This window comes from Paenibacillus sabuli (genome assembly GCF_014705605.1).
GTDB lineage: Bacteria > Bacillota > Bacilli > Paenibacillales > Paenibacillaceae > Paenibacillus_D > Paenibacillus_D sabuli.
In genome coordinates, this window is record NZ_JACXIZ010000010.1 from 58,927 (window position 1) to 83,965 (window position 25,039).

Here is a 25,039-nt window from a genome sequence, read left to right on the forward strand (position 1 = left end):
TGCCGGACATCGTGTCCAGATGTCCGGCACGGCCATTTCGAATGATGCGCGGTCGTCTATCCTTTCATTTCATAGATTTTTTGCAAGGTGTCCAGATGCAGGGATTGATCTTCGGGCGTCTCCGCGAACTTGTACCCCTCCACAAGCCTGTATCCGAACTTGGCAAGGATCAGTTCGTGGATACAAGGATCCGAGATGCGGGACACATCCGCATATTCCGCGAAGCCCCTGTAATAGGCCGGAATACATTGTTGGTAGTAATCCACCATATGACAGATATTCGCTTCATCCGCGATCAGGCTCGCGATGTCCTCGCCCAGGTACCCCCATCCAGCGGTATCCCAGTCGATGAGCACGATTTTCCTATCCGAGTAAAATAAGTTTGCCACCCACAAATCTCTGTGGCAAAGCACAACCGGCAGCTTTTCAATGCGGAGGAAGATTTCGTCCGCGTGATGATCAAAGTCTGTGAGCATGTGACAGAGGTGCTTCGGAATTTCGCAGTCGTCAGAGCGAATGTAATCATACAATACGCTCCACGACCGAGAGCGCAAATAGGCGGTTTTAACGAAGTCAACCTTGCTCAAATTGCTCAGTTTTTGCAAGACATCCGGTTGCTCCGTATACAGTTTGCCTTGCAACCGCCCCAATTCCTCGGCTGCATGTTCAACCATTTCAGAGGTCAGCTTTAAGCCTGACTCCCCCTCGATATATTCCAGCCATAGCTGGATCTCCTCGCCGTTCCTCTCCGCATGATAGCATGCTGGCCAGCGAAGCGAATTCGTGAAAAACTGGTTGGAATCCGATGTGTAGAGGTCGTATTCCCTTCGCCATGAATCCTGGTCGCCGTGACGTTCCCATTTTTTCTGTGTTTTCCAAACGACCTTATAGGGCAGACGCTCACCGTCGGAGGCCTCAGCCATGCCCGTTACTAGCCGAACCTCCCCTAATGTTCCGCCTTGCAGTTGCCTGGTTTGATAACTTGCGCGGCTTATGGTCTTACCGAGCATTATACTCAACATAGACCTCAGTGTCGCAGGATTTACGTAAATGCCCTCGTCGTTTATCATTTCTGGTGTCCTCCGTTTTTCCGTTTATGTGCCAGATAAGTTGTTTTTGCGCACAAAAATACCGCGAACAAGCAGCCTCCTAAGAAGCTGCTGTTTCGCGGCAACAAGCCAAAAAGTCGGCTTATCATCAAAAAGGGATACGACTCTCATCGTATCCCGTTGCACGGACGAGTGGTTGCCAAAGGCAGCGATCAGTCCCGTTAACAGCAGTATTCACGAAAGGTTACGGTTTACAACATATTCGGTTAGGTTAGAACCACCAATACCTGATAAGCAATCATTCGCAAACCTCTCCTTTCGCAGGAAAAAAGTAGAAATCCAACTTCACATCTCTAGTTAAACATACCCCTTTGTAGGAAATCAAGAAAAACTTCCTTGGCTAATGCCCGCTGCCATAGCGCATCGGGCCTTTCCAGGCATAGGGATTGAGCGATCGGATCTCGTTCTCCTCCACGGCGGCAGTTCCGGTTGAGACGGAGCTCACAGTACGTCTCCCATACCCTAACCATGAAAGATGCTGGGGATCCGGATCTGCAGACCGGGGTGCATTATAATCTGTCGGAACGAACGTTCCAATTCGTGCCGTCCCAATTTGAGGGGGATGCGGCAACATTACAGAGCCGTTCAGGCGGCATTACAACCGTGTTGGTCCGCTCAAAAACTTTTGAGGATGTGGAGGGCACATGGTTCGAAGAAATCGCCAATCGGTTGGGCTCAAAGCTGATTGTATACGGTAAGGATGAAACGCATTTCGTTTCGGACACTCCGGTAACGCGAGCGGAAATGACAGCGATGTTGGTTCGATCGCTTGGTTTGCAGGCGAAGAAGGATGAACGAGCCGACTTTAGTGATGTCCGCCCGCAAAGCTGGTACTCAAGCATAGTGGCTGCGGCCGTAAGGGAGGGGCTGGTGCAGGGAGACGGTACCGGCAAGTTCCGCCCCGAGGAGCACATCAGCCGGGAAGAAGCGGTGGTCATGATGGTTTCGGCGATGCGTTACGCAAAGGTCCAGTCGATTCAGAAAGTAGGCGCAGACCTATCTGTTTATCAGGATACCGAGATGATCTCTTCTTGGGCGAAGAACGATATGGCCGAGGCCGTGCAGGCTGGACTTATTCTGGGTAATGAACGAAATCAATTAGTACCGAAAAAAAATACAACCAGAGCGGAAGCAGCCGCCATGGTTGACCGCTTGCTTCGCACGATTGGATTCATCGATTAAGCTTCGAAATATAGGTTTGATATACACGGAAGGAATCCTTGCCCGGATTTCTTCTTTTTTGTTTATGTGCAATCAGACAGGCTTTGAAAATCGAAACATGAAAAATAATCCGATCAAGCAAAATTCATGATATCCTTAAACCTTAAAGTTCCGTTCAGCCCATGTTAAAATTTATGGATCGTTGTTTTTAAAAAATAATCGAAATAAAAGGGGTATAGAAAGATGCCTACCATACTCGTAGCGGACGACGATGCGAACATTCGCGAGCTTGTCTGTTTGTTCTTGCGCAATGATGGACACAGGACGATCGAAGCAGTCGACGGCAAGGAGGCGCTAAGCGCGTTTACCGGGACGCCCGTTGATCTCGTTGTACTTGATGTGATGATGCCCGTCATGGACGGCTGGACATTATGCAAGGAACTTCGAAGCGCTAACCCCGATTTGCCCCTGCTCATGTTGACCGCCAAAAGCGAAACATGGGAAAAAGTAAAAGGGTTCCAGCTCGGTACGGACGATTATTTGACCAAACCGTTTGATCCGCTCGAGCTGACCTATCGCGTCAAAGCACTGCTCAAGCGGTATCGGATTGATGTGGAGCAAACGGTAAATGTGGGCGAGGTAAAGATCAATCGACAAACGTATAAAGTGACGAATGGCATGGAATCAATCTCTCTGCCGCCGAAGGAATTCGATCTGCTCTACAAGCTCGCCAGCTCGCCGGGACAGATTTTCACGCGCGAGCAGTTAATCGACCACGTATGGGGCTTTGATTATGCCGGCGATGACCGTACGGTCGATGTCCATATCAAACGTTTGCGCGAGCGGTTCGCTGATACATCTGAATTCCGCATCGAGACCGTGCGCGGACTTGGCTACCGATTGGAGACGAACGTATGATACGTTCGCTCTATGTGCGCGTCGTACTAACCTTTCTCGGATCCGCTATCGGAGGAATGATCGTAGCTGCGCTTGTAGCGACGATTATTTTCGAGGGGCAGATGAATGACACGTTAATTGACACCTCATTGGCGATCAGCCGGGATATCGCGCTCATCTATGAGACACTGCCATACGAGCAAGCGAAGACAATCGTTGACAGCATGGAGCAATTGCAATCCTTTTACGTTCGTATTTACGACGAATCGGGCGTCATGCAAGAATTCGGCAATTCCGCCGGAATCGCCCCTTCTCGTATCTCGTCTGACATGCTCAGCCATGTCTTGAGCGGACAAGAATTTAAAAATCCGGATTCCAGTCAATCCTCGATCGTGGTCGGCGTGCCGCTCCCTACCAGCCAAGGGTCGATGGCATTGTTCACGCAGTCGAACTATACGTCGGTCAACGTAGCGCTCTTATGGATCATGACGACGCTTGCGAATTCGCTCGGAGCCGGGAGCGTGTTCATTGTCATTGCTACCCTGTTTCTCGTCCGTCCGATCAACCAATTGACAAAGGCGACGAAGCGTCTGGCCGGCGGAGATTTTTCAGTCAAATTGAATATGAAGCGTAAGGATGAACTCGGCACACTGGCTCGCAGCTTCAACGAAATGACGCAAGGACTTCGTCAATTGGAGTCGATGCGTCAACAATTCGTATCCAACGTCTCGCACGAGATCCAGTCCCCGCTCACGTCCATTGCCGGCTATGCCCAAGCCCTGCAAAGCCTTGAACTGTCCGAACAGGAAAGGCGGCGCTACTTGGACATCATCATCGCCGAATCCGGTCGTGTATCGGCCATGAGCGATAATCTGCTCAAGCTCACCATGCTGGAATCCGAGAACGTGTCGATGCAAACGGTCCCTTATCGGCTCGACGAGCAGCTCCGACGCATCATTGTGGCGAACCAGCCCTTGTGGGCGGCGCGGGACATTCGCTTCGAGCTTGATTTGCCGCACACCATGATTACAGCCGACCCCGACCAACTTGAGCTCGTTTGGACGAATATCATTAACAACGGAATCAAATTTTCCCCGGAAGGCAGCACGATGCGCATCACCATCAAAAATGGGATTAAAGAAGTGAGCGTTCTCGTTTCTGATTCTGGCATTGGCATTTCGGAGGAGGACCAGGCTCGCATTTTCGAGCGATTTTTTAAAGCCGATCGCTCGCGCAACCGCAAAATAGCCGGCAACGGTCTGGGGCTCTCCATCGTGAAACAAATCGTATCGCTGCATCATGGCAACATAAACGTCGAAAGCGTTCCCGGACAGGGCACGACGTTCATCATCACATTGCCGATCACTGCGCCGGTGTAATCGCCCCGCTTGCCAACTCCACTGATCCGAGCCGCATCATGCTTCGCATGCAACCGGTATTCACCGATTGTCTGCGAAGCTTTTTTTCGGCCTTGCCTGTTCATATTCCGTTCATATTGGGGTCACGACTGCGACATATTGCTCGTTTAAGCTGGATTTGAGCGCACGATAATCCGAATGGAACAAATGAACTAGGGAAGGATGATGAAACATGAGATCTATCGACAACTCTCGGCCCTTTGGCGCTCATCTTCGCATGAGCTGGTGGAAACCGCTTGTGGTGATAATCGGATCTTCGTTATCGATACTGATCCTGCAGATTCTACTCTACCAGATCGTCGGCATTATCGAGGGCAGCGACGACCCGATGTCGGCCGCGTTCACACCGTTGAAGTTCATGGCCGTCAATCTGAGCACCGGTATCGCGGGTGTGCTGGCAATTCTACTCCTGGCTTGGATGGCCAAGGTGCCGTGGCGCAGTCTGATCCGCTCATCGCGAGGATTCGATACGCGCCGCTTGGTACAGTACCTCGTCGGAGCTGCGCTGCTGGTAGGCGCCGGGCTTGGTGTCGTAGCCTTGGTTGCACCGGACGCACCGGGCTGGACTGCCTTTGGCATCTCATCCACGACGATCCTCATGTTAGCGGTGACCGTCCTGACGACTCCGCTCCAGACTACCGGCGAGGAATTACTGTTCCGAGGAGCCGTGCTGCCCGCCGCCGCATCCTGGGTGCGAGCGGTTCGCCCGGCCCTGGCTGTCGGAATTATCGTATCCGGGATCGCCTTCGCCCTGCTGCACGGTTCAAGCGATCCTTGGCTATTCGGTTACTATACCGTGTTTGGCATTTGCACCGGACTAATGATGATCATCAGCCGCGGCATCGAGGCGCCGGTCGCCTTTCACCTCGCCAACAACGTCCTGGCGACGACCGTCAACACATTGATGGCGGATGGCGAGGCCTTTCCCCTCGATCGGTCCACCGATTCCGGCGACGCGTCCTTGCTCATCCTTGCAGCCGTCAATATCGGGATGGTCCTGTTCGTCTGGCTGCGCGAGCGGCGCAATCGGACCAAGCAATAGGGCCTTTGGCAGGCGGCGAGTCGGAGAGATGGCGCTACCCGACCCGCCGGCCATTCCATTCGATACGCCTTGTCTAGCCGACTAATAGGCACAGGTTCGGCCGGTTTTGTTCGCATCACCTCGCAGGTATTCGTATCGTTACCTTGGTCCCTCGTCCATACGCAGCGTCGATTTCCAATCCTGACCCGAATGAATGCTGCAAGCGGCGTTCAATATTGATCAGCCCCACGCCTCTACGACCGTGTTTCTTCTCTTTCAGCATCGTCAATACCGCTTCCGGCATGCCGGGCCCGTCATCTGTTACACGAATGACAACGCCCTCTTCGTCTGCCTGGATTGAAATATGGATGCTGCCTGTATCGGTTTGACGCATCGCGCCATGCCTGACCGCATTTTCTACAATCGGTTGAATGATAAGCGGCGGGATGTCGCGTTGGATATGCTCATCCACGTCAAGCTTGACTTGCAATCGTTCGCCAAAACGCGCCTTCTCGATCTTTAAGTAAGCATGCACCAATTCGACTTCTTTGCTGATCGGTACGAGTTGCTCCCGATTCTGAAAATCGAAGCTCCCTCGCAAATAATGACTCAGATTCACGAGTAACGCCTGCGCTTTGTCGACATCGGTATAGGTGACCAAGATAATCGTTGTAATCGCATTAAACAGAAAATGAGGCTTGATCTGCGCCTGCAGAAAGGCCATCTCGGAGTTGATCAGCTCACCGACGGAAGCTTTCAAGTTCAACAAGGTCCGGATGCGCGCCCTGAGTTCTCCGGCCTCAACCGGTTTGCTTACAAAATCGTTAACCCCTGCTTCAAAGGCCGCTATGATGTCCTCCGAGCGGTTTCTTGCGGTCAACAACAGCACGGGGAGCTCGGACAACGTATATCGCTCTCGGATGCTGCGACACACTTCGTAACCCGACAGGCCCGGCATCATCAAATCAATCACAGCCAAGTCCACGCGTTGACGTTCCAGCTCCTCCAATGCTTTCGTGCCGTTTGAAACTCCGATAACCGCGTAATTGTCCGAAGACAAGAGCGTAGTCAGCACTTGCCGATTGATCGGGTCGTCATCCGCTATGAGAATCGTAAATGTTCGATCCGCATTGGATTGTAATCTCTCCCCCATCGGATCCCCTGCTTCTGCAGTTAATACCGTGAGTCCTACCGTGAGTCCGTGCGGCAGTTCATCCAACACAGCTTGATCCGCAGTCGGACTGTTTACTTCGTTTGCTACCGGAAGTGTGAATGTAAAGATAGAGCCTTTTCCTGCTTCGGACGTCACGCCAATTGTCCCGCCATGGAGCTCCACTAATCGCTTGGTGATATTCAGGCCTAATCCTGTGCCGCCATATTCAAGCGCAATCGTTTGATCTGCCTGTTCGTAAGACTCAAAAATCGTATCCAAACGATTTTCCGGAATACCGATTCCTGTATCGTGAACAGCGATTTCCAACCAGTTGTCTCGCTCTCGAGTTGTGACGCGTATTTCACCCTCATTTGTGAACTTGAGCGCGTTGCCGATCAGATTGTATAGGACCTGGTGCAGTCTGTCTTCGTCGGCAACCACATGCGGAACGTCGACGGGCAGTTCGTTAACGAACGTCACCTGCTTGTCGCCTGCCAGATGCCGGAACATGTCCAACACTACATTTAGTATAGAACGGACATCCACCGTGCCCCGTTTCAGAACAAGCTCGCCATTTTTTAATTGGGATAAATCGAGGATGTCATTGATCAGATTCACTAATCTCCGGCAGATCGATACGATTGCATGCATATTTCCCTTTTCAAGTTCGCTCAGCCGCGCAGATGCACCTTCCAGTACAGACTGGGAAAGATTCAAGATGCCGTGAACCGGAGTCTTCAGCTCATGCGACGTATTGGCGAGAAATTCATCCTTCAAACGATCAAGGGAAAGCAGGCGCTCCGACATTGACTCAATCGTTCGGAATGCGTTTGAAAAACGCCTTGCCAGTTCCGTCGCTTCGATAAGAATCAAAGCGAACATTCCAAACGGAAATAACTGCGTATCTGCGGAGAATTGAATCATCGAACCCGACGGGTCTTGCAAGAGCAGAATATCGTGAACCATCGTCACCATCAATATAACCGCCCCGGTGATCTGGAGACCGGCACCGCTTCGTTTTCTCCGGATCGCCTGGATAAATCCGAATAAGTAATAGGAGCAGCATAACAGCACAAAAAGATGAAAGCCACTCGTCCATTGCGTATATAGCTCAGCAGGAAGAAAGATGACCGTCAGAATGAACACGCAGCCGATCCCTACAAGCGGTCTTATCATTTTCTTGGCGAATTCATCCGGATAAAGCTCCCGAAGAAACATTGTAGTCAGCGTGATACCACCATAATAGGCGATGTATTCATTAAAAATGAGCAGGCGTATGTCGATACCCGGAAGTAAATGCTGAATGAAGATCTCCTTCATCGACAGCATCCGGATCACAACCAGTAAGCAAATCAGTCCAAAATAGAGCGCTGATCGATTGGTTCTGCGCTGAATAAAAACAACAATATGGTAGATTCCCATAATCAGCGTGCTTCCCAGAATGATCATATTGATTGCAAATTCCACTAGAGCGGAGTTCTCGATTTGTTCGACAGTCCCTAGATTCATTGCATTCCATATCCCGCCGCGGGCATACAGGTAGTTGGATACTTGCACGACAATTTCAAATTCTCTTGCATCTGGCTGAAACCTAATGATTTGCGGCGAATAGGCAGCAACAGCCCGCTCCTTCTCTGTCGCCACCTTCCCGCCTTCGGCCACGATCTTTCCATCAATCATGACCGTGTAGGCGGTGGACACCGTAGGAATGTTCAAGGATAAAGCATCCGGCCTGCCATCGGTCTTCACGCGCAGTCGGTATGTCGCATACCCTTGTCCGGGCAATGGTCTTCCTTCCCATTGATACGTATTCCAAACACTTGGCACGTTCACATAATCCGCAATATGCTCCCAGTCCTGCCGTTTGAAATCATCGGATGTCAAGAGACGCTTCCAATAAAACGCCCATGTTCCGACAAGCTTGATTTTCCCTGCGCTTTGAAAGTCCCATTGTGTCAAATCCATTACGCCATTTTCAACGTGCGGGGCCTGCTGATCCTTTTGCTTGATGAAGCCCGGCAGTAAGACCACACTGGATATCGCCAAGACGACAATGAAAAGCATGCCGATTACACTCGCGCTGCGCTTGTTATCCTGCCACATATGACCCTTCCTTCTTTATTGTGCATCCTGCCGATCACGCCGGCTCGATCTGATCTATAGGTAAAATTAATTCCACCACAGAAGTTGATTTTTGTCGAGTACTGGTTCGGGTCAGACGGGCGAACTTCGGGTAATGAACGAACATGCGGCGCTCATAACTACGCGAGCTCTTGACGAAGTGGAACCCTTGCACAGGATAGAAAGGATGATTCTCATGCAAAAGCACACCAAGGCAAATCGGACAAGCCGTCTTTTACGGCGAGAAATAACGCCGATCGTTCTCGCTGCGGGCCTGATCGTCGGCGGTTCGACGATTCCCGTCACTCCGACCGAAGCCGCGACGCCAACAGCACACCAATTGCAAGCCTACGACACCGTCCGTCTGCAGGTAAACGGGCAGACGCTGGACATGCAGGGGCTGCTGTCGGCCGGTCGCACGATGATTCCGTTGCGGGCGCTGAGCGAGGCGCTTGATTTCTCAATCTCCTATGATAGCGAAGAACAGATCTATACGATCGGATCCGGCGTCAATCAGTTGCAGCTCACCAACGGCAGCTACGGCCCGTCCATGACGGTGAATAACATCTATCTGGGCGACTACGATCCGATCAATGTCGAGAGCCGGCTGTACGTGTCGTACCGCGTGCTGAGCGACTTCCTCGGTCTGCACGGCGCATGGGACAATTCGACCAAGACGCTGAATATCGTGCAGGACGAGCAGGCGAATGCCATCACGCTGGCAACCGAGACGATGAACGAGAGCGTAAACGGCTCCGAGATTTCGATTCGCTATCCGCAGGTTGAGGGAGACAGCATGCCGACGCAGCGCATCAACGAGACGATTCAGGCCCAGGCGGAGAAGTACTTGCAGGGCGTGACGGAGACCGCCGAGGAACGACCGGACGATGTGCGCAACTATGAATTCATGCATGACTTCATCGTCACGTATAACCAAAACGGCGTATTGAACGTGCTGACTCAGGATTATAATTACGTCGGCGGCGCGCATGGCATCCAATCGCGCACGAGCCTGGTCTTCGACCTCGAGAGCGGCAAACAGCTCTCGCTACAAGACGTCGTCGGCGCCAACACCGATTATCTGCAGGCGCTGGAGGACGTCGCTCGGACCGGATTGACCGAGATGGACATGTACTTGGGCGAATTCGCCGGCTTCGATGAGGACCCGCAATTCTACCTGAAACGCGACGGCATCGTCATGTATTTCGCGCCATATGAGTATACTGCTTATGCCGCAGGCTTCCCCGAGTTCTACGTCCCGTTCGGCGACCTGGGCATTCAGATGCCATTCGAAGACTAAGCAAGCGAGGTAAGATGCGGCGGCAAATTCCCACACGAATAAACAAAGGAAATAACCCGTCTCTGGGCCGTCAGCCCGGGGCGGGTTATTTGCTATACATGATCAAGGCATCGCTTGCCGCACGCCCTCCATCAAAGCCAGCGTGTCAAGGCCGGCACGGTTGCCCAGCAGAATAATCGTCAGCTCCTGCTCGGGAATACGCAGAATACCGGTTGAGTAACCGGTGCCGCTGCCGTTGTGGAACAGCGTCCGCGTCTCGTCCGCCAGCTCGCCGATCATCCAGCCGTAGCCGTAGCTTTTGGCCGAATATGGCGTGTACATCGCTTCCGTCAGCGTCTCGTCCAGCAGCTCGTGCGCTAGCAGCGCCGCATCCCAACGCAGCAGGTCGTCCACCGTGGAATACAAGGTGCCTGTCCCGGATTGCGACACATAGTAGGCCGCCTCCTCCCAGCCGCCGTCCGCCGCAGGAATATGGCCCGCGATGACCGGCGTCTCGGGCGTGGCCTCCGCCGTACCCATCAAGCCCGCCGGCCCGGTCAGCCGCTGCGCCACGAAGTCGCCGTAGCTCATGCCACTCAGTCGCTCGATCAGATAGGCGAGCACCACATACCCGTTGTTGCTGTACTTGAAGTCGCTCCCCGGCTCGAAGGCCAGCGTCTTGGTCCGAATCTCGTCCACCGTCTCCGCGAGCGGCCGACCGGCCTCGCGCGTGAAGTTGGACGGTAGCCCCGAGGTGTGGGACAGCAGCATGTGAATCGTAATTGCCTCGCCTCCCGGCAGGCCCGGTACGTAGCGCTCGATCGAATCCGTCAGCGCCAGCTTGCCGCTCTGGACGAGCTGCAGCACCGCCGCCGCCGTGAACGACTTGCTAATCGAGGCGATGCGCGAGCGCATGTCCGGGCGATTCAGCACGCCGTCGCGCGCCAGTCCGTAGCCCTTGCGCAGCAGCGTATCGCCGCCGACGGCGACCAGAGCAAGTCCGCTATAGTCTTGCCCGATCAGATAAGCGTCGGCCGCCTGCAGCTCCGTCGCCAGCACCGACACTTCGTCGGGCTGGGCGTCGATAACGTAGCCCTCCCCTGGCGCGGCGCTGCGGGACACGGACAGAGTCGCCTTGAGCGCATCCGCGAGCCCGCGCAGCGGGACCATCATGACGCCATGCTCGATTCGCGATGCAGCCTGTGCCGTGAGCTCCGCCTTGTTGTGCGCGAAGACAGCCGTGCCGCCGCGGTGCACGATGCGATCCCCGTCACGCTCCATCACAGCCGCCCGCAGCTCCGCATCCCAGCGGACATGCGCGCCCAGCGCCTCCGCCGCTTCGCGCAGCGGCACCATCGTCACGCCGCCCGAGACATAGGGCGGCGCGCTCCACGCGATGCGGGCGCCGTCGATTGTCACCTCGGCAATGGTCCGTGTCGTGCCTGTCGCGCTCGCGGCTGCGCCCGCGCCGGAGGGTGCAGCCAGCAGCAGCCCCAATGCCAGCAAAAAAGCCGGGGGCATGCCCCGGCGCATGGTACGTCCAAAAATCTTCATCATTGCTTTATCACACTCCGTATCCGCATCACTTGGCTTCATTATTGCGGACTTGGGCGCTGTGGTCAAGCGAGCAACCGATATTCGGGACCGCTCATCCCCGCCAGCCGTACCCGGTCTCCCGCTTGCAGCGTGTAGGCCTTGTACGGAATCATCATCTCGCCGTTGAGCAGGCTGCCGTTGCGCGAGCCGAGGTCCTTGACGATACAGCGCTCTGCGCTGACCTCCACCTCCAGATGCGCGCGCGAGATGCCCGAGCCCGCATCGACGTGGTCGGCGCTCTCGGAGGAGCGTCCGATGATGGTCGTCCCCTCCGGCCAGGACAACGATTCCACGCGGCCGCCGTCGCTTCGTTCCATGCGTATCCCCGCCGCTCCGACCGCTTCCTCGCCGCCCAGCAGCACAGTCGCTTCGTCCGGACCCAAGCGGGCGGTCGGCGCGATGTCGCCGTGGCCTTGGGAGGCGGCAGCGACCGGAGCCGGTCGGGTCTGTCGGGCAGCCTCTGAACGGGGCTGCACCGAGGACGCCGGCTGCTCCAGCGACGCTGCCGCTTCGCGCGCCGCCTGGGCATGCCCTTCCTGATCGTCTGCGCCATAGTCGCGTCGATTCCGATGTGCCGCACCTTGCGTCGATGAATTTCGTTTGGCCGGGAAGGCTTCGTCCTCCTCGTCTGTTTCGTCCGCCGATGCATCCATCCATCCGCCCCAGCGCGGCATCCTTTCCGGATCGGGCTCGCCCTCTTCCTCCAGATCCGCATCGGTGGCGTCGGCATCCGGCGGCAGGAGGCGGCGCCAGACGACGACGCACCCCCCCGCGGCCACGAGCGTACCCGCCGCCGCCAGCAGCGCCGAGGTCATGCCTGGTGATTCCAGGTAGAGATAGCGCCAGATCACGGCGGATACGACAATGAACCCTGCGCCCAATATCCACTTCAGACGCGTCGGATCCATGCCCGGAGCCCCTTCTCCCTCTTCCCATTCCATCCATTCCGCCGAAGACTGTTCCAGAGCAGGCGCCCGCAGCGGCTGACCCGTCTCTTCCGGTATGCGCCTGCTGGAAGCGATGCTCGTCGCCTCCTGCATGTCGGACGCTCGTCGCGCTGTCTCTCGCGCCCCTTCCGCATCGTTCGACCAGACCGCCGCTCGTCCCAGCTCTGGGGACAACGGCTCCCCCGGGCTCTTCTCCGGCACGGACCGGCGACCATGACTCTCACCGCGGCCCTGGCCTTCGCCGCCCTGCTCGCGCCGCCCGCCTCGCCCGCTTCCCGCACGCTCGGCTGCAGCCCCGGGCGCGCCATGCTTGGCGGCAGCCGGAAGTGGCGGGGCAAGCAACTCCAGCAGCAGCACCTTCAGCTCCCGCAGCGTCGCTTCCTCGCGGTCGATCGCCTGCAGCAGCCGCTGCAAGCCGTCGCCGTCCACCTGCTCGACATGAGCAGTCCAGCGTACCGCTAGTCCGAGCAAGGCGGTACGCGCCGAGCGAGCTTCGGCTGTCGACCGAGCGGGCACGTAGACCAGCCCGATCTGCTCCGGCCGATCGCCGACGAAGATGCAATTCTCGTGCAGCAATACGCCCTCCTGCCGCAGCATGTAATCCCGGCAGGCTTCCAGGGCCTCCACAACGGCGAGCAGCAAGGTATAGTAATCGCGCATGGCCAGCGGTCGCAGCCGCAGCCAGTGCGTCAGCATTCGCTTGCCCGACAGCCTGTAGTGAAAGGTCAGCTCGCCGTCGAGCTCCATCCACTCGACCGGCAGCAGTCCGGGCGGCTGCTCCGCCGTCAGCATGTGCAGCTCCACGTCGATCAGTTCGTCGCGGGCGATGCCGGGCTCGCGGCGCAGCACCATTTCGTGTCCGCGATTCATGGCAAAGTCAATCTGATAGGGCTCCATCTCTCCCCCCTCCTTGTCTCCCATTACTTTTTAGAGCATCATCCAGGCAAGGACCGCGCCCGGCGCCACCGCCAGCATGAACGGAAAACGCAGCCGTTGTCCGGCTTGCGCCGCCTCGCCGTCGGAATCGTCCGTCGCGAGCGCTGCTGCTACGGTGTCCACAGTTCCATTGCCGTCTGCTCCACCGTTATTGCCCGCCTTCGTCAGACGCTGGCGCGCTGCCGCCCATCCGATTAACAGCATGTCAGGGAGCATGCGCTGCAGCAAGGCTGCCACCCGGCGACCGAATGGACGGTTAAAGAGAAGCACCAGCACACCGATCCCGCCCGCCAGCAGAATAGAGTAGATCATGACCTGCCAGACCAGGAAAGCGCCAATCCAGCCGCCCAAGGCCGCAAAGAGCTTCACATCCCCGGCGCCGATGCCCTTGAGCAGGTAGAGCAGCAGCATCGGCGTCAAGCCGGCAGCCGTGCCCGCCAAGGCGGCGCCCAGGCCGCCCAGTCCGGACCAGAGCAGCCCGAACGCCCAAGCGGCCAGCACAGCCGGCACAGTCAGCTTGTTAGGAATGGTCATCGCCCGGATATCGCACCACAAGGCGACTGCCAGCAGCGCCGCTGCTGCATAATGACTGTATACCATGCTTTATTCCTCCCTTTGCGACTTGGCCAATACGACAAAATGGCTGCTGACCGCTGTGCCGTCGCCGGCCTCTACCGTCAGCTCCCACATGCCCGGCGTCGTGTTGCCGGAGACGAGCCAGGTCCAGGTCACGATGCCGTTGGCATCGGCCGTCGCCGGCCCGACATGCCTGGAGACGCTGTCCCCGGACTTGAAGTGCACGCTTAGCTCCACTGTGAGGCCGGGATCGGTGAGCGCGACCACGGACGCCTTGCTGCCCCGCATGACCGGCTGCGTCACCGAGACGATCTGCAACGCCGCTTGCTCCCGGTCGGCCGCGTCGACGGCTATGTCGGCTGCGCGGCTGTCGGGTATCCATACGCGCTCGCGCACTTGCTCGCGCAGCGTGAGCGTGCGGGCCGTGAAGGGGAAGTTCAGCGGCAGCTCGTACTCCACCGTCACGGTCAGATACGGTTCTTCCCCGCCGCTCAGGTCCGGCAGACTGAGCGCATGCAGCCCGATTCGCCCGGCATCGAGCGGCAGCCCCTCGGCATAATCGCGCAGCAACGGCTCGATCAGCGGACGGCCGACGACGGTCAAGGCCTGGTCGCGAATCGCGCGCCAGTCCCCTTCCCCGACCGCGCGCAGCAGCGAGCCTGCCGGATCGGGCACCCATTCGCCTAGCAGACCAGCGACCTCGGCGGCGCCCGGCAGCTCCGGCATGCCCGGCGGCGGATCAGGAATAAGATCCGCGAGACTCTCCGCCGCCAGCGCGACCGGATGAATATTGGCGGCCGTCTGCCGAGCCGCCTGCGCCGCGGTGTCGTGCAGCGCCATCTGGACGGCGGCAATCCGGATCATCGTGATCAGGAAGAGCATCACGAACAGGAACATCGGCGCCACGATCGCCGCCTCCAGCGCGATGCTGCCCGTAGCATTGGAAGTCAGCCGTCTAATAGGACCAGCCGATTTTTTTTGTCGTTTCATAGCGGCCTCCGACAACCTTTCCCTCCAGAATCCGACCGGCCGAGAGCATCCGCATCGCGCCAGGAAGGAACCAGAGCTTGACCGAGCCGGTCGCCTCCGCCGTCACCGCTGCGTCCATGGCGAGCAAGCGATAGCCGGTCGAATATTCAATCAAAGCAATCATCCGGCTCATTTTTTGCGCCGTACTGCCATGCATCAGCAGGAACAGCCGCAGATAATCGACATAGTACACGTCCACCTTGAGCATATCCGATAGCTCGGTTTTGCCGTCCAGCACCAGCTTGAGCATATCCGCGGTCGCCGTGACGAGGCCGTGAATGACCGCCGCCCCCAGCACGACGAGCGGATGGCCGAGCTTGCTGTTTTTGACAAGCCCCTCCATCGTTCGAATCGATAGCCGCAATGCAAAAATTTCACCGAACGCGGCGGCCACATTGGCAGTCGGCGCGTGGAAGCCGTACAAAATATATTCCAGCTCCTGCTGATTCACCTCGAGCGCATCCGCGGCCAGCTCGGTCGCGCCTCCCTGGACGGCCTCGAGCAAGCGCTGCGGGTTGAAGGAAACGAAGCGATCGACAGCATATTCGTTCAAATACAGCCGCTCCGGCACGCCCTCCAGCATGCTCCCGAGCCCGCCGAAAATGCCGCCTGTACCGATAAGCGAGCGCTTCGCTTCGCCCGTCGGATCATCGCCGAGCGCGGCCGTTCCGGACTGTGCCGCTTCCGCCGCCCCGCTGGCCGCTTCATTCGCCGCTTTGTTGCTGGCGTACAGCGCCTCCAGACGCTCAAACGCCGCGATCTGCTCCTCTGTCTGCTGCAATCCGGAAATGCGGGAGAGCATGCGCTTGGCATCGCCAAGCTTGGCCTCGGCTTCCTTCTTCTGTTGTTTGCGTTCTTCATCAGCGCCCATCTGCTGCAGCTCCAGCACACGATCCTGAATGACCGAGCCCGGCATGACGTACTTCCTGTGATAGTCGGCGTAGGTGTTCTCGAGATCAGCGAAGGCGCCGTTTAATCGCGAGGATTGAGCAGTCGAGCCGAGCGCGCTGGAGACTGCCGCCTGGAATTCGGCCGCTGCGCCCGAGATGGCCTGGGCGGCGCTGAGCTGACGCCGCACGTCATTCTCGAATGCGTTGAACCATTGCGGCTCCAGCAGCAGTTCGTCGACTTTGTCTCGAATGGCCTTCAGCTCATCCGTACCTCCCTGGGTCGCTCCGCCGCTGGCGTCGCTTGGCAGCTCGCCGTAACCGGAGGGCGGAGGCGCGCTCCTGGATTGCTTCACAATTGTGCGCATCTGCTCGTTGATCGCCGCAGCCTGCGCGATCTTCGCAGTCGCTTGCCGGCTTAGCGTCTCGTGCCGAGCGGCCGTCTCGCGCCCTGCCTTGCTGAGGCCGCTTGCGGTCAAGCGCGCAGCACTGCGATACCGGGCGATCTGACCGGTATGCTGCGGCAGCTCCCCTTCCTCACGCAAGCGGTCGCTTTCGATCCAGCCGACATACTCGCCATGGCCGGCGGCCACTCCTGCAGCCGTGGAGGGCTTCATCGCTGCCGACGGGCTCTGGCCGTGCGGGATCAGCTCGGGCAAGTCCGAATCCTTGGCTTGCTGCGCCATTGTGCGCTGCAGGCCGAGCGCATCCGCCAACACGCGCTCTCTTGATTCGTACAGCTTTTGCAACTGCTCCAGCAGATCGACGGTCGCCGTCGCCTCCTGCAGCGCGCCGGACATCGGCCGGAAGCGATTCACCATCTCGATGGTGAAGTCGATCGGCGCCTTGTATTTCATCTCCTCCATGACCTGGGAGCGGAAGATCGGGTGGTAGCCGATTGCTCCCGCAGAATTGACATGCGCCTCGCCTAGCTGCAGATCCAGAAGATGGAAGAGCTCGTCGCCGGCATCGCCCAGACTGCCCGCTAGCGACGCCTTGAAAATGTCGTCTGACGGCGTGCCCCCGCGTGCGAACAGGCCGTACCGGGCATAGAGCTGATCGTCATAAGCGGACATGACGGACCGTACCCCGACGCGGGCCGCCGACTCGAGCTTGTGATTCATCGCCGCCAGCCGGGCGTAATCGATCATCACGGCATGGAACAAGAAGATGCCCGCCGTAATGATGATAAAATAGACCGACACCGCGCCGCGCTCGCCGTGCGCCAGCTGGCGCCAGCGGCCGCCTGGACGGCGTTTCATGGCGATTCCCCCTTCCCATTCCTCATGATCCGGTTCCAGGGCTGGAACGCTTGCGCTTCAGAATCGTTGCCGCTTCCTCGCGTGCGCTCTTGCTGTCGCTGCCGGAAAACTTGGCCGTGTAATACCGCACCAGATCGACGCTGCGAATGAGCTCCACCGGGTCGACGACCGTGCTGAACGCCTGCGCCTGCGGATCGGAATGGCCGAGCATAAGCTCGAGCGGCGCAATTCGCAACGGCTGCCGCAGCCGAACATGAATGGTGCGCTGCAGCACGCCGCGCTCGTAAGCGACGTCGCCCTCGTACGAGGCCGGGATCCAGGAAGCCGCGGGTTGCAGCTTGCGTGCCGGCAGCGAGGCGCCGTCCTGCTGCGCATGGAGCGGGAGGTCCAGCGCCTCTCTGGCGCCGCCGCTGCCCAGGCCGAACAGCGAGTCCAGCATCGCATCGCTGCCGATTCGCCAATACAGCCCGTCCGATTCGCCCGGCTGCGGCAGTCCGGTCAGCGGCGAGCGCTTGCTGTTGTCCCAGCCGTACGCCGTTCGCTCCGCCGCCGTGGAAGCCACGTAGTAGAGCGTCACACGCTGGTACATATACATGGCGAACAGCAGCATGATCAGCACCGCGACGAACACGAACGGCAGCACCAGCGAAGCCTCCAGCGAGTAGCTGCCGCGTTCGTCGCGAAGAAATTTCCAATGAACTGAACGATAATTTACCATGTCTATTCCTTATTTACTTGGTATAAAGTCATCTTTTAGATAGTTTTCATTGTTCATTATTTCTTTTGCCGAGGCATCTGCATCTGTAAGCAAGCTTTGTACCAGTCTCATGATCCACTTCCTGAATACCAGCGCCAATAAAATAATAACCGCAATAATCAAAATGATCTCCAGCGTCCCAATGCCGTCCTCGTCGCGCCAGAACCGGCGCAGCGCACCCTTTACTCGTGTCATTTCACACACTTCCTTTCTCATTATAAAAGTCCATTCGTCCAATTCCTGTGCCGGTCGGCCGGGCCGGTCAACCGATCATCAGCATCGCCGGAGCGGCGACCAGCACCATCAACATGAAAAAAATGACCGTCATCGGAAAAATCAGCTTGGCCGAGGCTTCCTCGCCGCGGCCGCGCGCCACCGCCTTGCGCTTCTCCCACAGCGTATAGGACAGCTCGCGCAGCGACAGCGTGAAGCGCTCGCCGCCGCGCCGGTAATTCAGTAGCACGGTCGTGGTGAAGATGCTCACCTCCTGCACCGCGCAGCGCTTGCCGAAGCCTTCCAGCGCGAGCTGGAAGGCGGCGCCGTTGTGCAGCTCGTTGCACATCCGGCGCAGCTCCCGATATAGCGGGTGGTCGCGTTCGGCGGCGGATACAGCGGAAGCGCAGCGCACCAGCGCGCGCGTCACCGTCTCGCCGGCGCCGACGAGCAGGATCAGCTTGCTCAGCAGCTCCGGCAGCGCCAGCAGCATATCCTGGCGCCGCCGCTCGAAGCTGCGATGCACGTCGCGCAGCCGCACCGCGGGCAGCAACGCGCCGAGTACCGCCCCCAGCGCAAGCACCGGCGTCTCTCCCGCCAGCCAGGCGATGAGCGCTGCGCCGCTCAGCGCGGCGTAGCCCAGACCGATCTGCTCGGCGAGGAAGCGCTGCGTGGCCGCAGGCATATGCCCGGTGCCGTGCAGAATCACCAGCTTGCGATGCAAGCCCGCCAATTGGTCCTGCGCCTTGCCCCACAGATTCGTCCGCTCGAACAGGCGAAGGAAGGGTCCGGCGAGCAGCAGCTCTTTGGCTGGCAGCCTGCGCAGCCTCGGATCCCCTCTCGCCCACAGGGTGCCGGCGCCCCATAGCGCTGCCAGCAGCAATGCCGCAAAGGCAAGCATCGCATCAGCCTCCTCACATTCGAATATTCATAATTCGGACAACAAACCAGCAGCAGCCCGCCAGCACGAGCAAGGCGACTGTCAGCAGGACGTACCCCATGCCGCTGTAGAGCGGCGCCATATAGTCCGGGGCGGCATAGGAGAGGAATGCCATGAAGACAAAGGGCACGCCCATCATGATGCGGCTCTCGAACTTTTTTTTCGCGACCATGACGCCGATCTCCAGCTGCACCTCCAGCTTCTCCCCGATAATCTGCGACGTCTGCCGGATCACCTCGACCAGATCGCCGCCGGTGCGCTTGCCGGTGCAAAACACGTCCACGAAATGCGAGATATCGTCCACCTGCGCCCGATCCGCAAAATCCTGCAGCGCCGGTTCGACCGGCTCGCCGTTCTCCAGCCGGTAGCCAATAATGTCGAATTCGCGCACAATATCGGTGTCCGCGCTCGGATAGATGATCCGCAGGTCCTCCGGCACGTTGCGAATCGCGCTCTCGACCGAGCGTCCGGCGGCCAGCGAGGAGGTGAGTGAAGAGAGCGCCTCGCGGAATTGCAGGCGCAGCAGCTCGCGCCGCTTGGCAAGCCGCATGGCGCGGTACATGCGCGGAGCGAGCAGCCCGGCCGGAGTCGCCAGCAGCGCGAGCACGAGCGAGTGATAGAACAGGTAGACCGCCGCCGCGGCCGCCGCCCCGCCCGCCAGCGTGGCGACGACGTGCTGCGCCCGGGTCAGGACAATTGCGGTATAGAGCGTCAGGCTGGACGCGGTCGGCTCCTTCCCCTCGGAAGCAGGAGGCCGGCCGTGCTTGGCGGCGGTCCTCGGCTGCCTCGCAGAGCCGGGACGTGCAGCACCCTCCGGTGCCCGCTTGCGCGCCGGTCGCAGCCTCGTCCATTTCCCGGCACGAGGCGCAGTCGTCCCCGGACCGCCGCGGTCGACGCCCTTGCCGGGATGCGGTCGACGCATCATGCCGAGCCTCCCGGCGCGATGCCTTCCAGGGCGAGGCCGGCCATGCGCAGCTTGTGCACCGCCTGGAGCGGCTGTCCCGTCGGACGCAGGCCGCCGATGACCCGACCGTCCGCCTCGCCCTCCTCCTCGAAGCGGTAGAGCGGATTGAGTGCGATCTCGCCGTCCGCGAGGCCGATCACCTCGGCGATCTCTGTCACCCGGCGCGTGCGGTCGCGCAGCCGCGCCAGGTGCACGACGATGTCAATCGCCGACGCGATCTGCTGGCGCACGACCGCTACCGGCAGATCCGCGCCGCTGAGCACCATCGTCTCCAGCCGCGCCATCATGTCGCGCGCGCCGTTGCTATGCCCTGTAGAAAGGCTGCCGTCATGTCCGGTATTCATCGCCTGCAGCATATCAAGGGCCTCTGCGCCCCGGACCTCGCCGACGATGATGCGGCTCGGCCGCATCCGCAGCGAAGCCCGAATCAGATCGCGCATCGCGATCTCACCCTTGCCCTCGGTGTTGGCGTTGCGCGTCTCCAGCGCGACCAGATTCGGAATCGAGCGCAGCTGCAGCTCGGCCGAATCCTCGATCGTCACGATTCGCTCGTCCGCCGGGATGTATTGCGACAGCGCATTGAGGAAGGTCGTCTTGCCCGAGCCGGTCCCCCCGCTGACGAACAGATTGTAGCGGGCCCGCACGAACGTCTGCAGCAGCGCGGCCGCCTCCTCGGACAACGCCTGCAGACGGAGCAGGTCCTGCATCAGCAGCGGACGCTCGGGAAACTTGCGGATCGTCATCGTCGGTCCCTTGAGCGCGATCGGCGGCAGCACGACATGCACCCGGGAGCCGTCGGTCAGCCGGGCATCGACGATCGGCGTCGACTCGTTGACGACGCGATTGACCCCCGCGACGACGCTCTGAATGATGTCCTCGAGCCGCTCGCGGCTCTCGAAGGCGACCGGGTAGCGGCTCATGCGGCCGGCCCGCTCGATGAACACCTCGTCGTGCGCATTGATCATGATCTCCGTCACGCTCGGATCGTCGATCAGCGGCTGCAGCGCATCGAGCCCGCGGAAGGCGTGGAACAAGCGCCTCACGAGCGCGAGCTTGTCGCCGGAGGTGACCGTGCGCCCGGCGCACCACGCGAAGACCGCCTCCTCCACCATGCCCGTCAGCGCCTCGTCCGTCACCGACCCGCTCAGGTCAAGCCGGCGGCGCACCTGCTCCCGCAGCTGCAGGACGACGTCCTCGCTCGGCTTCATCGGCTCCCCCTCCTTCCGGCCAGATCCAGCGCTTCATCAGTCCCAGCACCGCGCCGCGGTAGGCCGGCGATGATAGCAGCCGCATCGGCTCCTCGGCGCTCGCCCAGTCGGCGATGAAGGGCAGGCAGAGCGCCTCCCGCGCCTCGCTGCTCCGCGTCAGCCGCGACCCGCGCGCATCCTCGATCTCGCATATCCGGATGCGGCGCTCGAGCTCGGCATACGCCTCGCCCCACTTGCGCCGGGCGTAGCTCCTGGCCAGCTCGCCCTTGCGCCGCGCTACGGCATCGCCGGGGCAGAGCCACAGCATGAGATCGCAGCTGCGCAGCATCTGCAGGTAGAGCTCGTCCATGCCAAAATCGGCGTCCACCACCAGCAAATCGTATTCGCCTGCTCCCACGATTGCCTCGATCAGCGCGCCCACCAGCTCCGGCTGCAGGGCCAGGCGCTCGTCCGGCCCGGGCGGCGGCCGGAAGCAATCGGCCTGCAGCACCGGATGCGCGCTGCGCAGCGCGGCCAACTGCGCCTGGGCTTCCTCAGGCCTCGACTGGAGCGCATACAGCATGCGCGGCAGCTCGTCGCCCTCCCAGCCGGGGCCGTCCCCGGTCAGACGGTCGACGGCGTTCCACAGCTCCAGATTGAGATAAAAGACGCGCCGACCGGACTCCCCGGCCTCCCGGACAAGATTAAGCGCCAGCGTCGTGCGTCCCGCTCTTCCGGTCGCCGCATGCACGGCGACCACGACCGTGCCGCCGCTGCCGGCCGCCGGAGCCGCAGACCGTCCGCTCGCTCCCGCGAAGACCGCATCGATCTCGCGCAGCAGCGCCGGCAACGGCTGATACTGCGCAATCGCCGGCCCCTCCTGCGCTGCCCCGTTGCGCGGCGGACCTTGCGCCAGTATCGCCAGCGGCACATGCTCCGGCAGCGCGTCGCGGGCATCCTCCGCAAATTCCGGCTGCAGCACGAGCATATCCGCAGGATAGCCGCTGCGCAGATATTGACGCAGCGCCGGCGGGTGCGTAAAAGCCGTCAGCCGCCAGCTGCGGGCATGCGGCGAATCGCGGATATAGTCCGCCACGCGCCTGACATATTCCTGTTCCTTAGCTGCGATAATCAACGCATACACGCACGTTCCCCCTTCCCAGCACGCAAAGAAGCACCGCAAACCACGCACCTGTAGCAGGTGCGAAGGTTCGCGGTGCTTCCGCATGACCTGTCGCTATTCATCTTCGATTGGAAATAATATACCATGGACACATGCGTTCGTCAACACCAATGCGTCCCGCCGGCGTCAGGCTCCAAAAAACAGAGCGATTTCGCGCTGCGCGCTCTCCGGCGAATCCGAGCCGTGCACGATATTGCTGGCCACGTCCAGCGCATAATCGCCGCGAATCGTACCGGGTGCGGCCTCGGACGGATTCGTCTTGCCGATGAGCGCGCGCGCGTTCTTCACCGCATCCGCCCCCTCCCATACCATCGCGAATACCGGTCCCGATGTGATGAATTCGACCAGCTCGCCGAAGAACGGCCGCTCCCTGTGCTCGCCGTAGTGCCGCTCGGCCAGCTCCGTCGGGATTGTCATTACCTTGCCCTGCGCCAGCGTGAAGCCTTTTTTCTCGAACCGGCTCACGATCTCTCCGATGATCCCCTTGGCCACGCCGTCCGGCTTCACCATCACAAACGTTTGCTCCATAAAAAAATGACCCCCTTATCGTTTTTGAACGAGCGGCTTGTTCGGTAAATAGTGCAACGAGCGTATGTAGCGAATGGTGCGCGTCTTGGCGCGCATGACGACCGACTGCGTCTCGGCGCGCTGGTCCGGCAGATAGCGCACACCGCCGAGGAATTCACCCGGCGTGATCCCGGTCGCGGAAAAAATAACGTCGCCGTCGCCGATCATCGCGTCCATCGTCAGCAGCTCGCGCGGGTCCGCGATCCCCATCGCCACGCAGCGCTCGCGCTGGGCCTCGTCCTCGGGCATCAGCCGGCCCTGAATCTCGCCTCCGAGGCACTTCAGCGCGGCCGCCGCCAGCACCCCCTCCGGCGCGCCGCCGGAGCCGACGTACAAGTCGATGCCCGCCTCCGGAAACGCGGGCGCCATCGCGCCGGCCACATCGCCGTCGGAGAGCAGCTTGATGCGCACGCCGGTCTCGCGCAGATCCCGCACGAGCTCGGCATGGCGCGATCGGTCAAGGATCGTGACCGTCAATTCGGAGATTGGCTTGCTCAGCGCCAGCGCGGCCTTCTCGACGGTCGTGCGGATCGGATCGAGCAGACTCAGCTTGCCGGCCAGCGCTGGGCCGACCGCCAGCTTCTCCATGTACATGTCCGGCGCGTGCAGCAGCTGGCCGGACGGCGCCACCGCCAGCACCGACATCGCGTTATTCAATCCGCGGGCCACGATCTCGGTGCCCTCCAGCGGATCGACGGCGACATCGACCGCCGGCCCCTGCGTGCTCCCTACCTCTTCGCCGATATACAGCATCGGCGCTTCGTCCATCTCGCCTTCGCCGATGACGACGGTCCCGCGGATCGAGACCGTGTCGAACATGCGGCGCATCGCCTCGGTCGCCGCGCCGTCGGCGCTGTTCTTGTCCCCACGGCCCATCCACGGCGCCGCGGCCAGCGCCGCCAGCTCGGTCACGCGCACCAACTCCAGCGCGAGCTCTCGTTCCATTCTGACCCCTCCTCTACCTGTGTAGCCCTTGCGGATTTTTTTCATTCAACCAGGCGGCGATGATACTCGCCGACTCCTCGATGGCGCGATCGGTGACGTCGATCATGCGGCAGCCCAGCCTGTCCATCACCCCGGCCGCATCGTCCAGCTCCTCGCGGATGCGGCCCATCGCCGCATAGCGGGACAACGGAGGCAGCCCCATCGCGCGCAGCCGCTCCTCGCGGATCTTGACCAGATGCTCCGGCTGAATCGTCAAGCCGACGAGCAAGCGGCCTGGCACGGGAGCTGCCAGCTCCTGCGGCGCATGGACCTCCGGCACAAGCGGGAAATTGGCGACCTTGATGCCCTTGTGCGCCAAAAAGATGCTGAGCGGCGTCTTGGACGTACGCGACACGCCGAGCAGCACGACCTCGGCTGCGGCGAGGCCTCGCGCATCCTTGCCGTCGTCGAACTGCACTGCAAACTCGATCGCCTCGATGCGGCGATAGTAGGCCTCGTCCATCGCATGCATCAGTCCCGGCTTGCGGCTCGGCAAGCCGCCCATCGTATCGATATAGGCCTGCATCATCGGACCCATCACATCGACGATGCGGACGCCGCGCCGCTGCGCCTCCTCCTTCATCATCTCCCGCAGCTCCGGCTGGACGAGCGTGAAGGCAATGAAGCCGCCCGTCGACTGTGCCTCGCGCACGATCGCGACGATCTCCTCCTCGCGGCGCAGCTGGCCGTAGCGCCGGATGCGCATCTCTTCATCCCGGAATTGACGGATCGTAGCCCGCGCCACCGCTTCCGCCGTCTCGCCGACGGCATCGGAGCAGACATAGATGATCTTGCGCTCGTCTTCGGTGCGGCTGGCATGCGTTGTATCGCTTGCATTCATTGTTGTGGCTT

21 protein-coding genes are annotated in these 25,039 nt (G+C 59.9%); 5 read left to right on the plus strand and 16 right to left on the minus strand.

The window, feature by feature from the left end:
• Positions 1-56: 56 nt before the first annotated feature.
• The gene (locus IDH44_RS03850; protein ID WP_190914877.1) at positions 57-1,070 is read right to left on the minus strand and encodes a phosphotransferase; all 1,014 of its coding nucleotides are present in this window, start codon (positions 1,068-1,070) and stop codon (positions 57-59) included.
• Between the two features lie 543 nt (positions 1,071-1,613).
• Here IDH44_RS03850 and IDH44_RS03855 point away from each other — a divergent pair.
• The 4 genes from IDH44_RS03855 to IDH44_RS27090 all read left to right on the plus strand — a co-directional run bounded on the left by IDH44_RS03855 (position 1,614) and on the right by IDH44_RS27090 (position 5,627).
• Positions 1,614-2,291 carry an S-layer homology domain-containing protein gene (locus IDH44_RS03855; protein ID WP_190914879.1) on the plus strand — a complete coding sequence of 226 codons (678 nt, stop codon included), beginning with the start codon at positions 1,614-1,616 and terminating at the stop codon, positions 2,289-2,291.
• A gap of 222 nt (positions 2,292-2,513) precedes the next feature.
• Positions 2,514-3,188: a response regulator transcription factor gene (locus IDH44_RS03860; RefSeq protein WP_190914881.1), complete on the plus strand. Its 675-nt coding sequence runs from the start codon at positions 2,514-2,516 to the stop codon at positions 3,186-3,188.
• Entirely contained in the window at positions 3,185-4,546 is a 1,362-nt protein-coding gene (locus IDH44_RS03865; protein ID WP_190914883.1) for a sensor histidine kinase, read from the plus strand. Before IDH44_RS03860 ends, IDH44_RS03865 begins: the two co-directional genes overlap by 4 nt.
• 277 nt (positions 4,547-4,823) lie before the next feature.
• On the plus strand, positions 4,824-5,627 hold the full coding sequence (locus IDH44_RS27090; RefSeq protein ID WP_317890103.1) for a CPBP family intramembrane glutamic endopeptidase: 804 nt from the start codon (positions 4,824-4,826) through the stop codon (positions 5,625-5,627).
• Between the two features lie 115 nt (positions 5,628-5,742).
• Here the strand turns inward: IDH44_RS27090 and IDH44_RS03875 are convergent, their stop codons facing one another.
• Complete coding sequence (locus IDH44_RS03875; RefSeq protein ID WP_190914887.1) at positions 5,743-8,862, minus strand: ATP-binding protein; 3,120 nt, start codon at positions 8,860-8,862, stop codon at positions 5,743-5,745.
• Positions 8,863-9,076: 214 nt separating this feature from the next.
• Between IDH44_RS03875 and IDH44_RS03880 the strand changes: the two genes are divergently transcribed.
• Positions 9,077-10,180: a stalk domain-containing protein gene (locus IDH44_RS03880; RefSeq protein WP_190914889.1), complete on the plus strand. Its 1,104-nt coding sequence runs from the start codon at positions 9,077-9,079 to the stop codon at positions 10,178-10,180.
• A gap of 102 nt (positions 10,181-10,282) precedes the next feature.
• On the opposite strand, the gene IDH44_RS03885 is transcribed toward IDH44_RS03880, so the two are convergent.
• The 14 genes from IDH44_RS03885 to IDH44_RS03950 all read right to left on the minus strand — a co-directional run bounded on the left by IDH44_RS03885 (position 10,283) and on the right by IDH44_RS03950 (position 25,028).
• Positions 10,283-11,716, minus strand: coding sequence for a serine hydrolase (locus tag IDH44_RS03885; RefSeq protein ID WP_190914891.1), 1,434 nt, complete (start codon positions 11,714-11,716; stop codon positions 10,283-10,285).
• A 62-nt stretch (positions 11,717-11,778) separates the two neighbouring features.
• Positions 11,779-13,599 carry a DUF6382 domain-containing protein gene (locus IDH44_RS03890; protein ID WP_190914893.1) on the minus strand — a complete coding sequence of 607 codons (1,821 nt, stop codon included), beginning with the start codon at positions 13,597-13,599 and terminating at the stop codon, positions 11,779-11,781.
• 30 nt (positions 13,600-13,629) lie between these two features.
• The gene (locus tag IDH44_RS03895) at positions 13,630-14,238 is read right to left on the minus strand and encodes a prepilin peptidase (RefSeq protein WP_190914895.1); all 609 of its coding nucleotides are present in this window, start codon (positions 14,236-14,238) and stop codon (positions 13,630-13,632) included.
• 3 nt (positions 14,239-14,241) lie between these two features.
• Positions 14,242-15,204, minus strand: coding sequence for a TadE/TadG family type IV pilus assembly protein (locus IDH44_RS03900; RefSeq protein WP_190914897.1), 963 nt, complete (start codon positions 15,202-15,204; stop codon positions 14,242-14,244).
• On the minus strand, positions 15,170-17,392 hold the full coding sequence (locus IDH44_RS03905; protein ID WP_190914899.1) for a TadE/TadG family type IV pilus assembly protein: 2,223 nt from the start codon (positions 17,390-17,392) through the stop codon (positions 15,170-15,172). The genes IDH44_RS03900 and IDH44_RS03905 overlap by 35 nt, the downstream gene beginning before the upstream one ends.
• A gap of 22 nt (positions 17,393-17,414) precedes the next feature.
• Positions 17,415-18,110 (minus strand): TadE/TadG family type IV pilus assembly protein, encoded by a 696-nt coding sequence (locus IDH44_RS03910; protein WP_190914901.1) that lies wholly within the window; start codon positions 18,108-18,110, stop codon positions 17,415-17,417.
• A gap of 9 nt (positions 18,111-18,119) precedes the next feature.
• Positions 18,120-18,344, minus strand: coding sequence for a Flp1 family type IVb pilin (locus tag IDH44_RS03915; protein ID WP_190914903.1), 225 nt, complete (start codon positions 18,342-18,344; stop codon positions 18,120-18,122).
• A gap of 67 nt (positions 18,345-18,411) precedes the next feature.
• Positions 18,412-19,263 carry a type II secretion system F family protein gene (locus IDH44_RS03920; RefSeq protein WP_190914905.1) on the minus strand — a complete coding sequence of 284 codons (852 nt, stop codon included), beginning with the start codon at positions 19,261-19,263 and terminating at the stop codon, positions 18,412-18,414.
• A 13-nt stretch (positions 19,264-19,276) separates the two neighbouring features.
• A complete protein-coding gene (locus IDH44_RS26380; protein WP_223869351.1) occupies positions 19,277-20,227 on the minus strand; it encodes a type II secretion system F family protein in 951 nt (316 codons plus the stop codon).
• Complete coding sequence (locus IDH44_RS03930) at positions 20,224-21,474, minus strand: CpaF family protein (RefSeq protein WP_190914906.1); 1,251 nt, start codon at positions 21,472-21,474, stop codon at positions 20,224-20,226. Before IDH44_RS03930 ends, IDH44_RS26380 begins: the two co-directional genes overlap by 4 nt.
• Entirely contained in the window at positions 21,416-22,597 is a 1,182-nt protein-coding gene (locus tag IDH44_RS03935) for a P-loop NTPase family protein (protein WP_190914908.1), read from the minus strand. Before IDH44_RS03935 ends, IDH44_RS03930 begins: the two co-directional genes overlap by 59 nt.
• Positions 22,598-22,762: 165 nt before the next feature.
• Positions 22,763-23,164, minus strand: a complete 402-nt coding sequence (gene ndk, locus IDH44_RS03940) for a nucleoside-diphosphate kinase (protein WP_190914910.1) — start codon at positions 23,162-23,164, stop codon at positions 22,763-22,765.
• 15 nt (positions 23,165-23,179) lie between these two features.
• Complete coding sequence (gene glpX, locus IDH44_RS03945) at positions 23,180-24,148, minus strand: class II fructose-bisphosphatase (RefSeq protein ID WP_190914912.1); 969 nt, start codon at positions 24,146-24,148, stop codon at positions 23,180-23,182.
• Positions 24,149-24,161: 13 nt separating this feature from the next.
• Positions 24,162-25,028, minus strand: coding sequence for a pyruvate, water dikinase regulatory protein (locus tag IDH44_RS03950; RefSeq protein WP_190914914.1), 867 nt, complete (start codon positions 25,026-25,028; stop codon positions 24,162-24,164).
• Positions 25,029-25,039: the final 11 nt, after the last annotated feature.

Excerpts from the sequence above, each read along its gene's own strand:
- IDH44_RS03950 (WP_190914914.1), bottom strand. The coding sequence starts at position 25,028 with ATGAATGCAAGCGATACAACGCATGCCAGCCGCACCGAAGACGAGCGC.
- IDH44_RS03865 (WP_190914883.1), top strand. The coding sequence starts at position 3,185 with ATGATACGTTCGCTCTATGTGCGCGTCGTACTAACCTTTCTCGGATCC.
- ndk (WP_190914910.1), bottom strand. The coding sequence starts at position 23,164 with ATGGAGCAAACGTTTGTGATGGTGAAGCCGGACGGCGTGGCCAAGGGG.
- IDH44_RS03900 (WP_190914897.1), bottom strand. The coding sequence starts at position 15,204 with ATGAAACGACAAAAAAAATCGGCTGGTCCTATTAGACGGCTGACTTCC.
- IDH44_RS03930 (WP_190914906.1), bottom strand. The coding sequence starts at position 21,474 with ATGAAGCCGAGCGAGGACGTCGTCCTGCAGCTGCGGGAGCAGGTGCGC.
- IDH44_RS03910 (WP_190914901.1), bottom strand. The coding sequence starts at position 18,110 with ATGGTAAATTATCGTTCAGTTCATTGGAAATTTCTTCGCGACGAACGC.
- IDH44_RS26380 (WP_223869351.1), bottom strand. The coding sequence starts at position 20,227 with ATGATGCGTCGACCGCATCCCGGCAAGGGCGTCGACCGCGGCGGTCCG.
- IDH44_RS03885 (WP_190914891.1), bottom strand. The coding sequence starts at position 11,716 with ATGATGAAGATTTTTGGACGTACCATGCGCCGGGGCATGCCCCCGGCT.
- IDH44_RS03890 (WP_190914893.1), bottom strand. The coding sequence starts at position 13,599 with ATGGAGCCCTATCAGATTGACTTTGCCATGAATCGCGGACACGAAATG.
- IDH44_RS03915 (WP_190914903.1), bottom strand. The coding sequence starts at position 18,344 with ATGACACGAGTAAAGGGTGCGCTGCGCCGGTTCTGGCGCGACGAGGAC.
- IDH44_RS03850 (WP_190914877.1), bottom strand. The coding sequence starts at position 1,070 with ATGATAAACGACGAGGGCATTTACGTAAATCCTGCGACACTGAGGTCT.
- IDH44_RS03860 (WP_190914881.1), top strand. The coding sequence starts at position 2,514 with ATGCCTACCATACTCGTAGCGGACGACGATGCGAACATTCGCGAGCTT.
- IDH44_RS03920 (WP_190914905.1), bottom strand. The coding sequence starts at position 19,263 with ATGCTTGCCTTTGCGGCATTGCTGCTGGCAGCGCTATGGGGCGCCGGC.
- IDH44_RS03895 (WP_190914895.1), bottom strand. The coding sequence starts at position 14,238 with ATGGTATACAGTCATTATGCAGCAGCGGCGCTGCTGGCAGTCGCCTTG.
- glpX (WP_190914912.1), bottom strand. The coding sequence starts at position 24,148 with ATGGAACGAGAGCTCGCGCTGGAGTTGGTGCGCGTGACCGAGCTGGCG.
- IDH44_RS03875 (WP_190914887.1), bottom strand. The coding sequence starts at position 8,862 with ATGTGGCAGGATAACAAGCGCAGCGCGAGTGTAATCGGCATGCTTTTC.
- IDH44_RS03905 (WP_190914899.1), bottom strand. The coding sequence starts at position 17,392 with ATGAAACGCCGTCCAGGCGGCCGCTGGCGCCAGCTGGCGCACGGCGAG.
- IDH44_RS03880 (WP_190914889.1), top strand. The coding sequence starts at position 9,077 with ATGCAAAAGCACACCAAGGCAAATCGGACAAGCCGTCTTTTACGGCGA.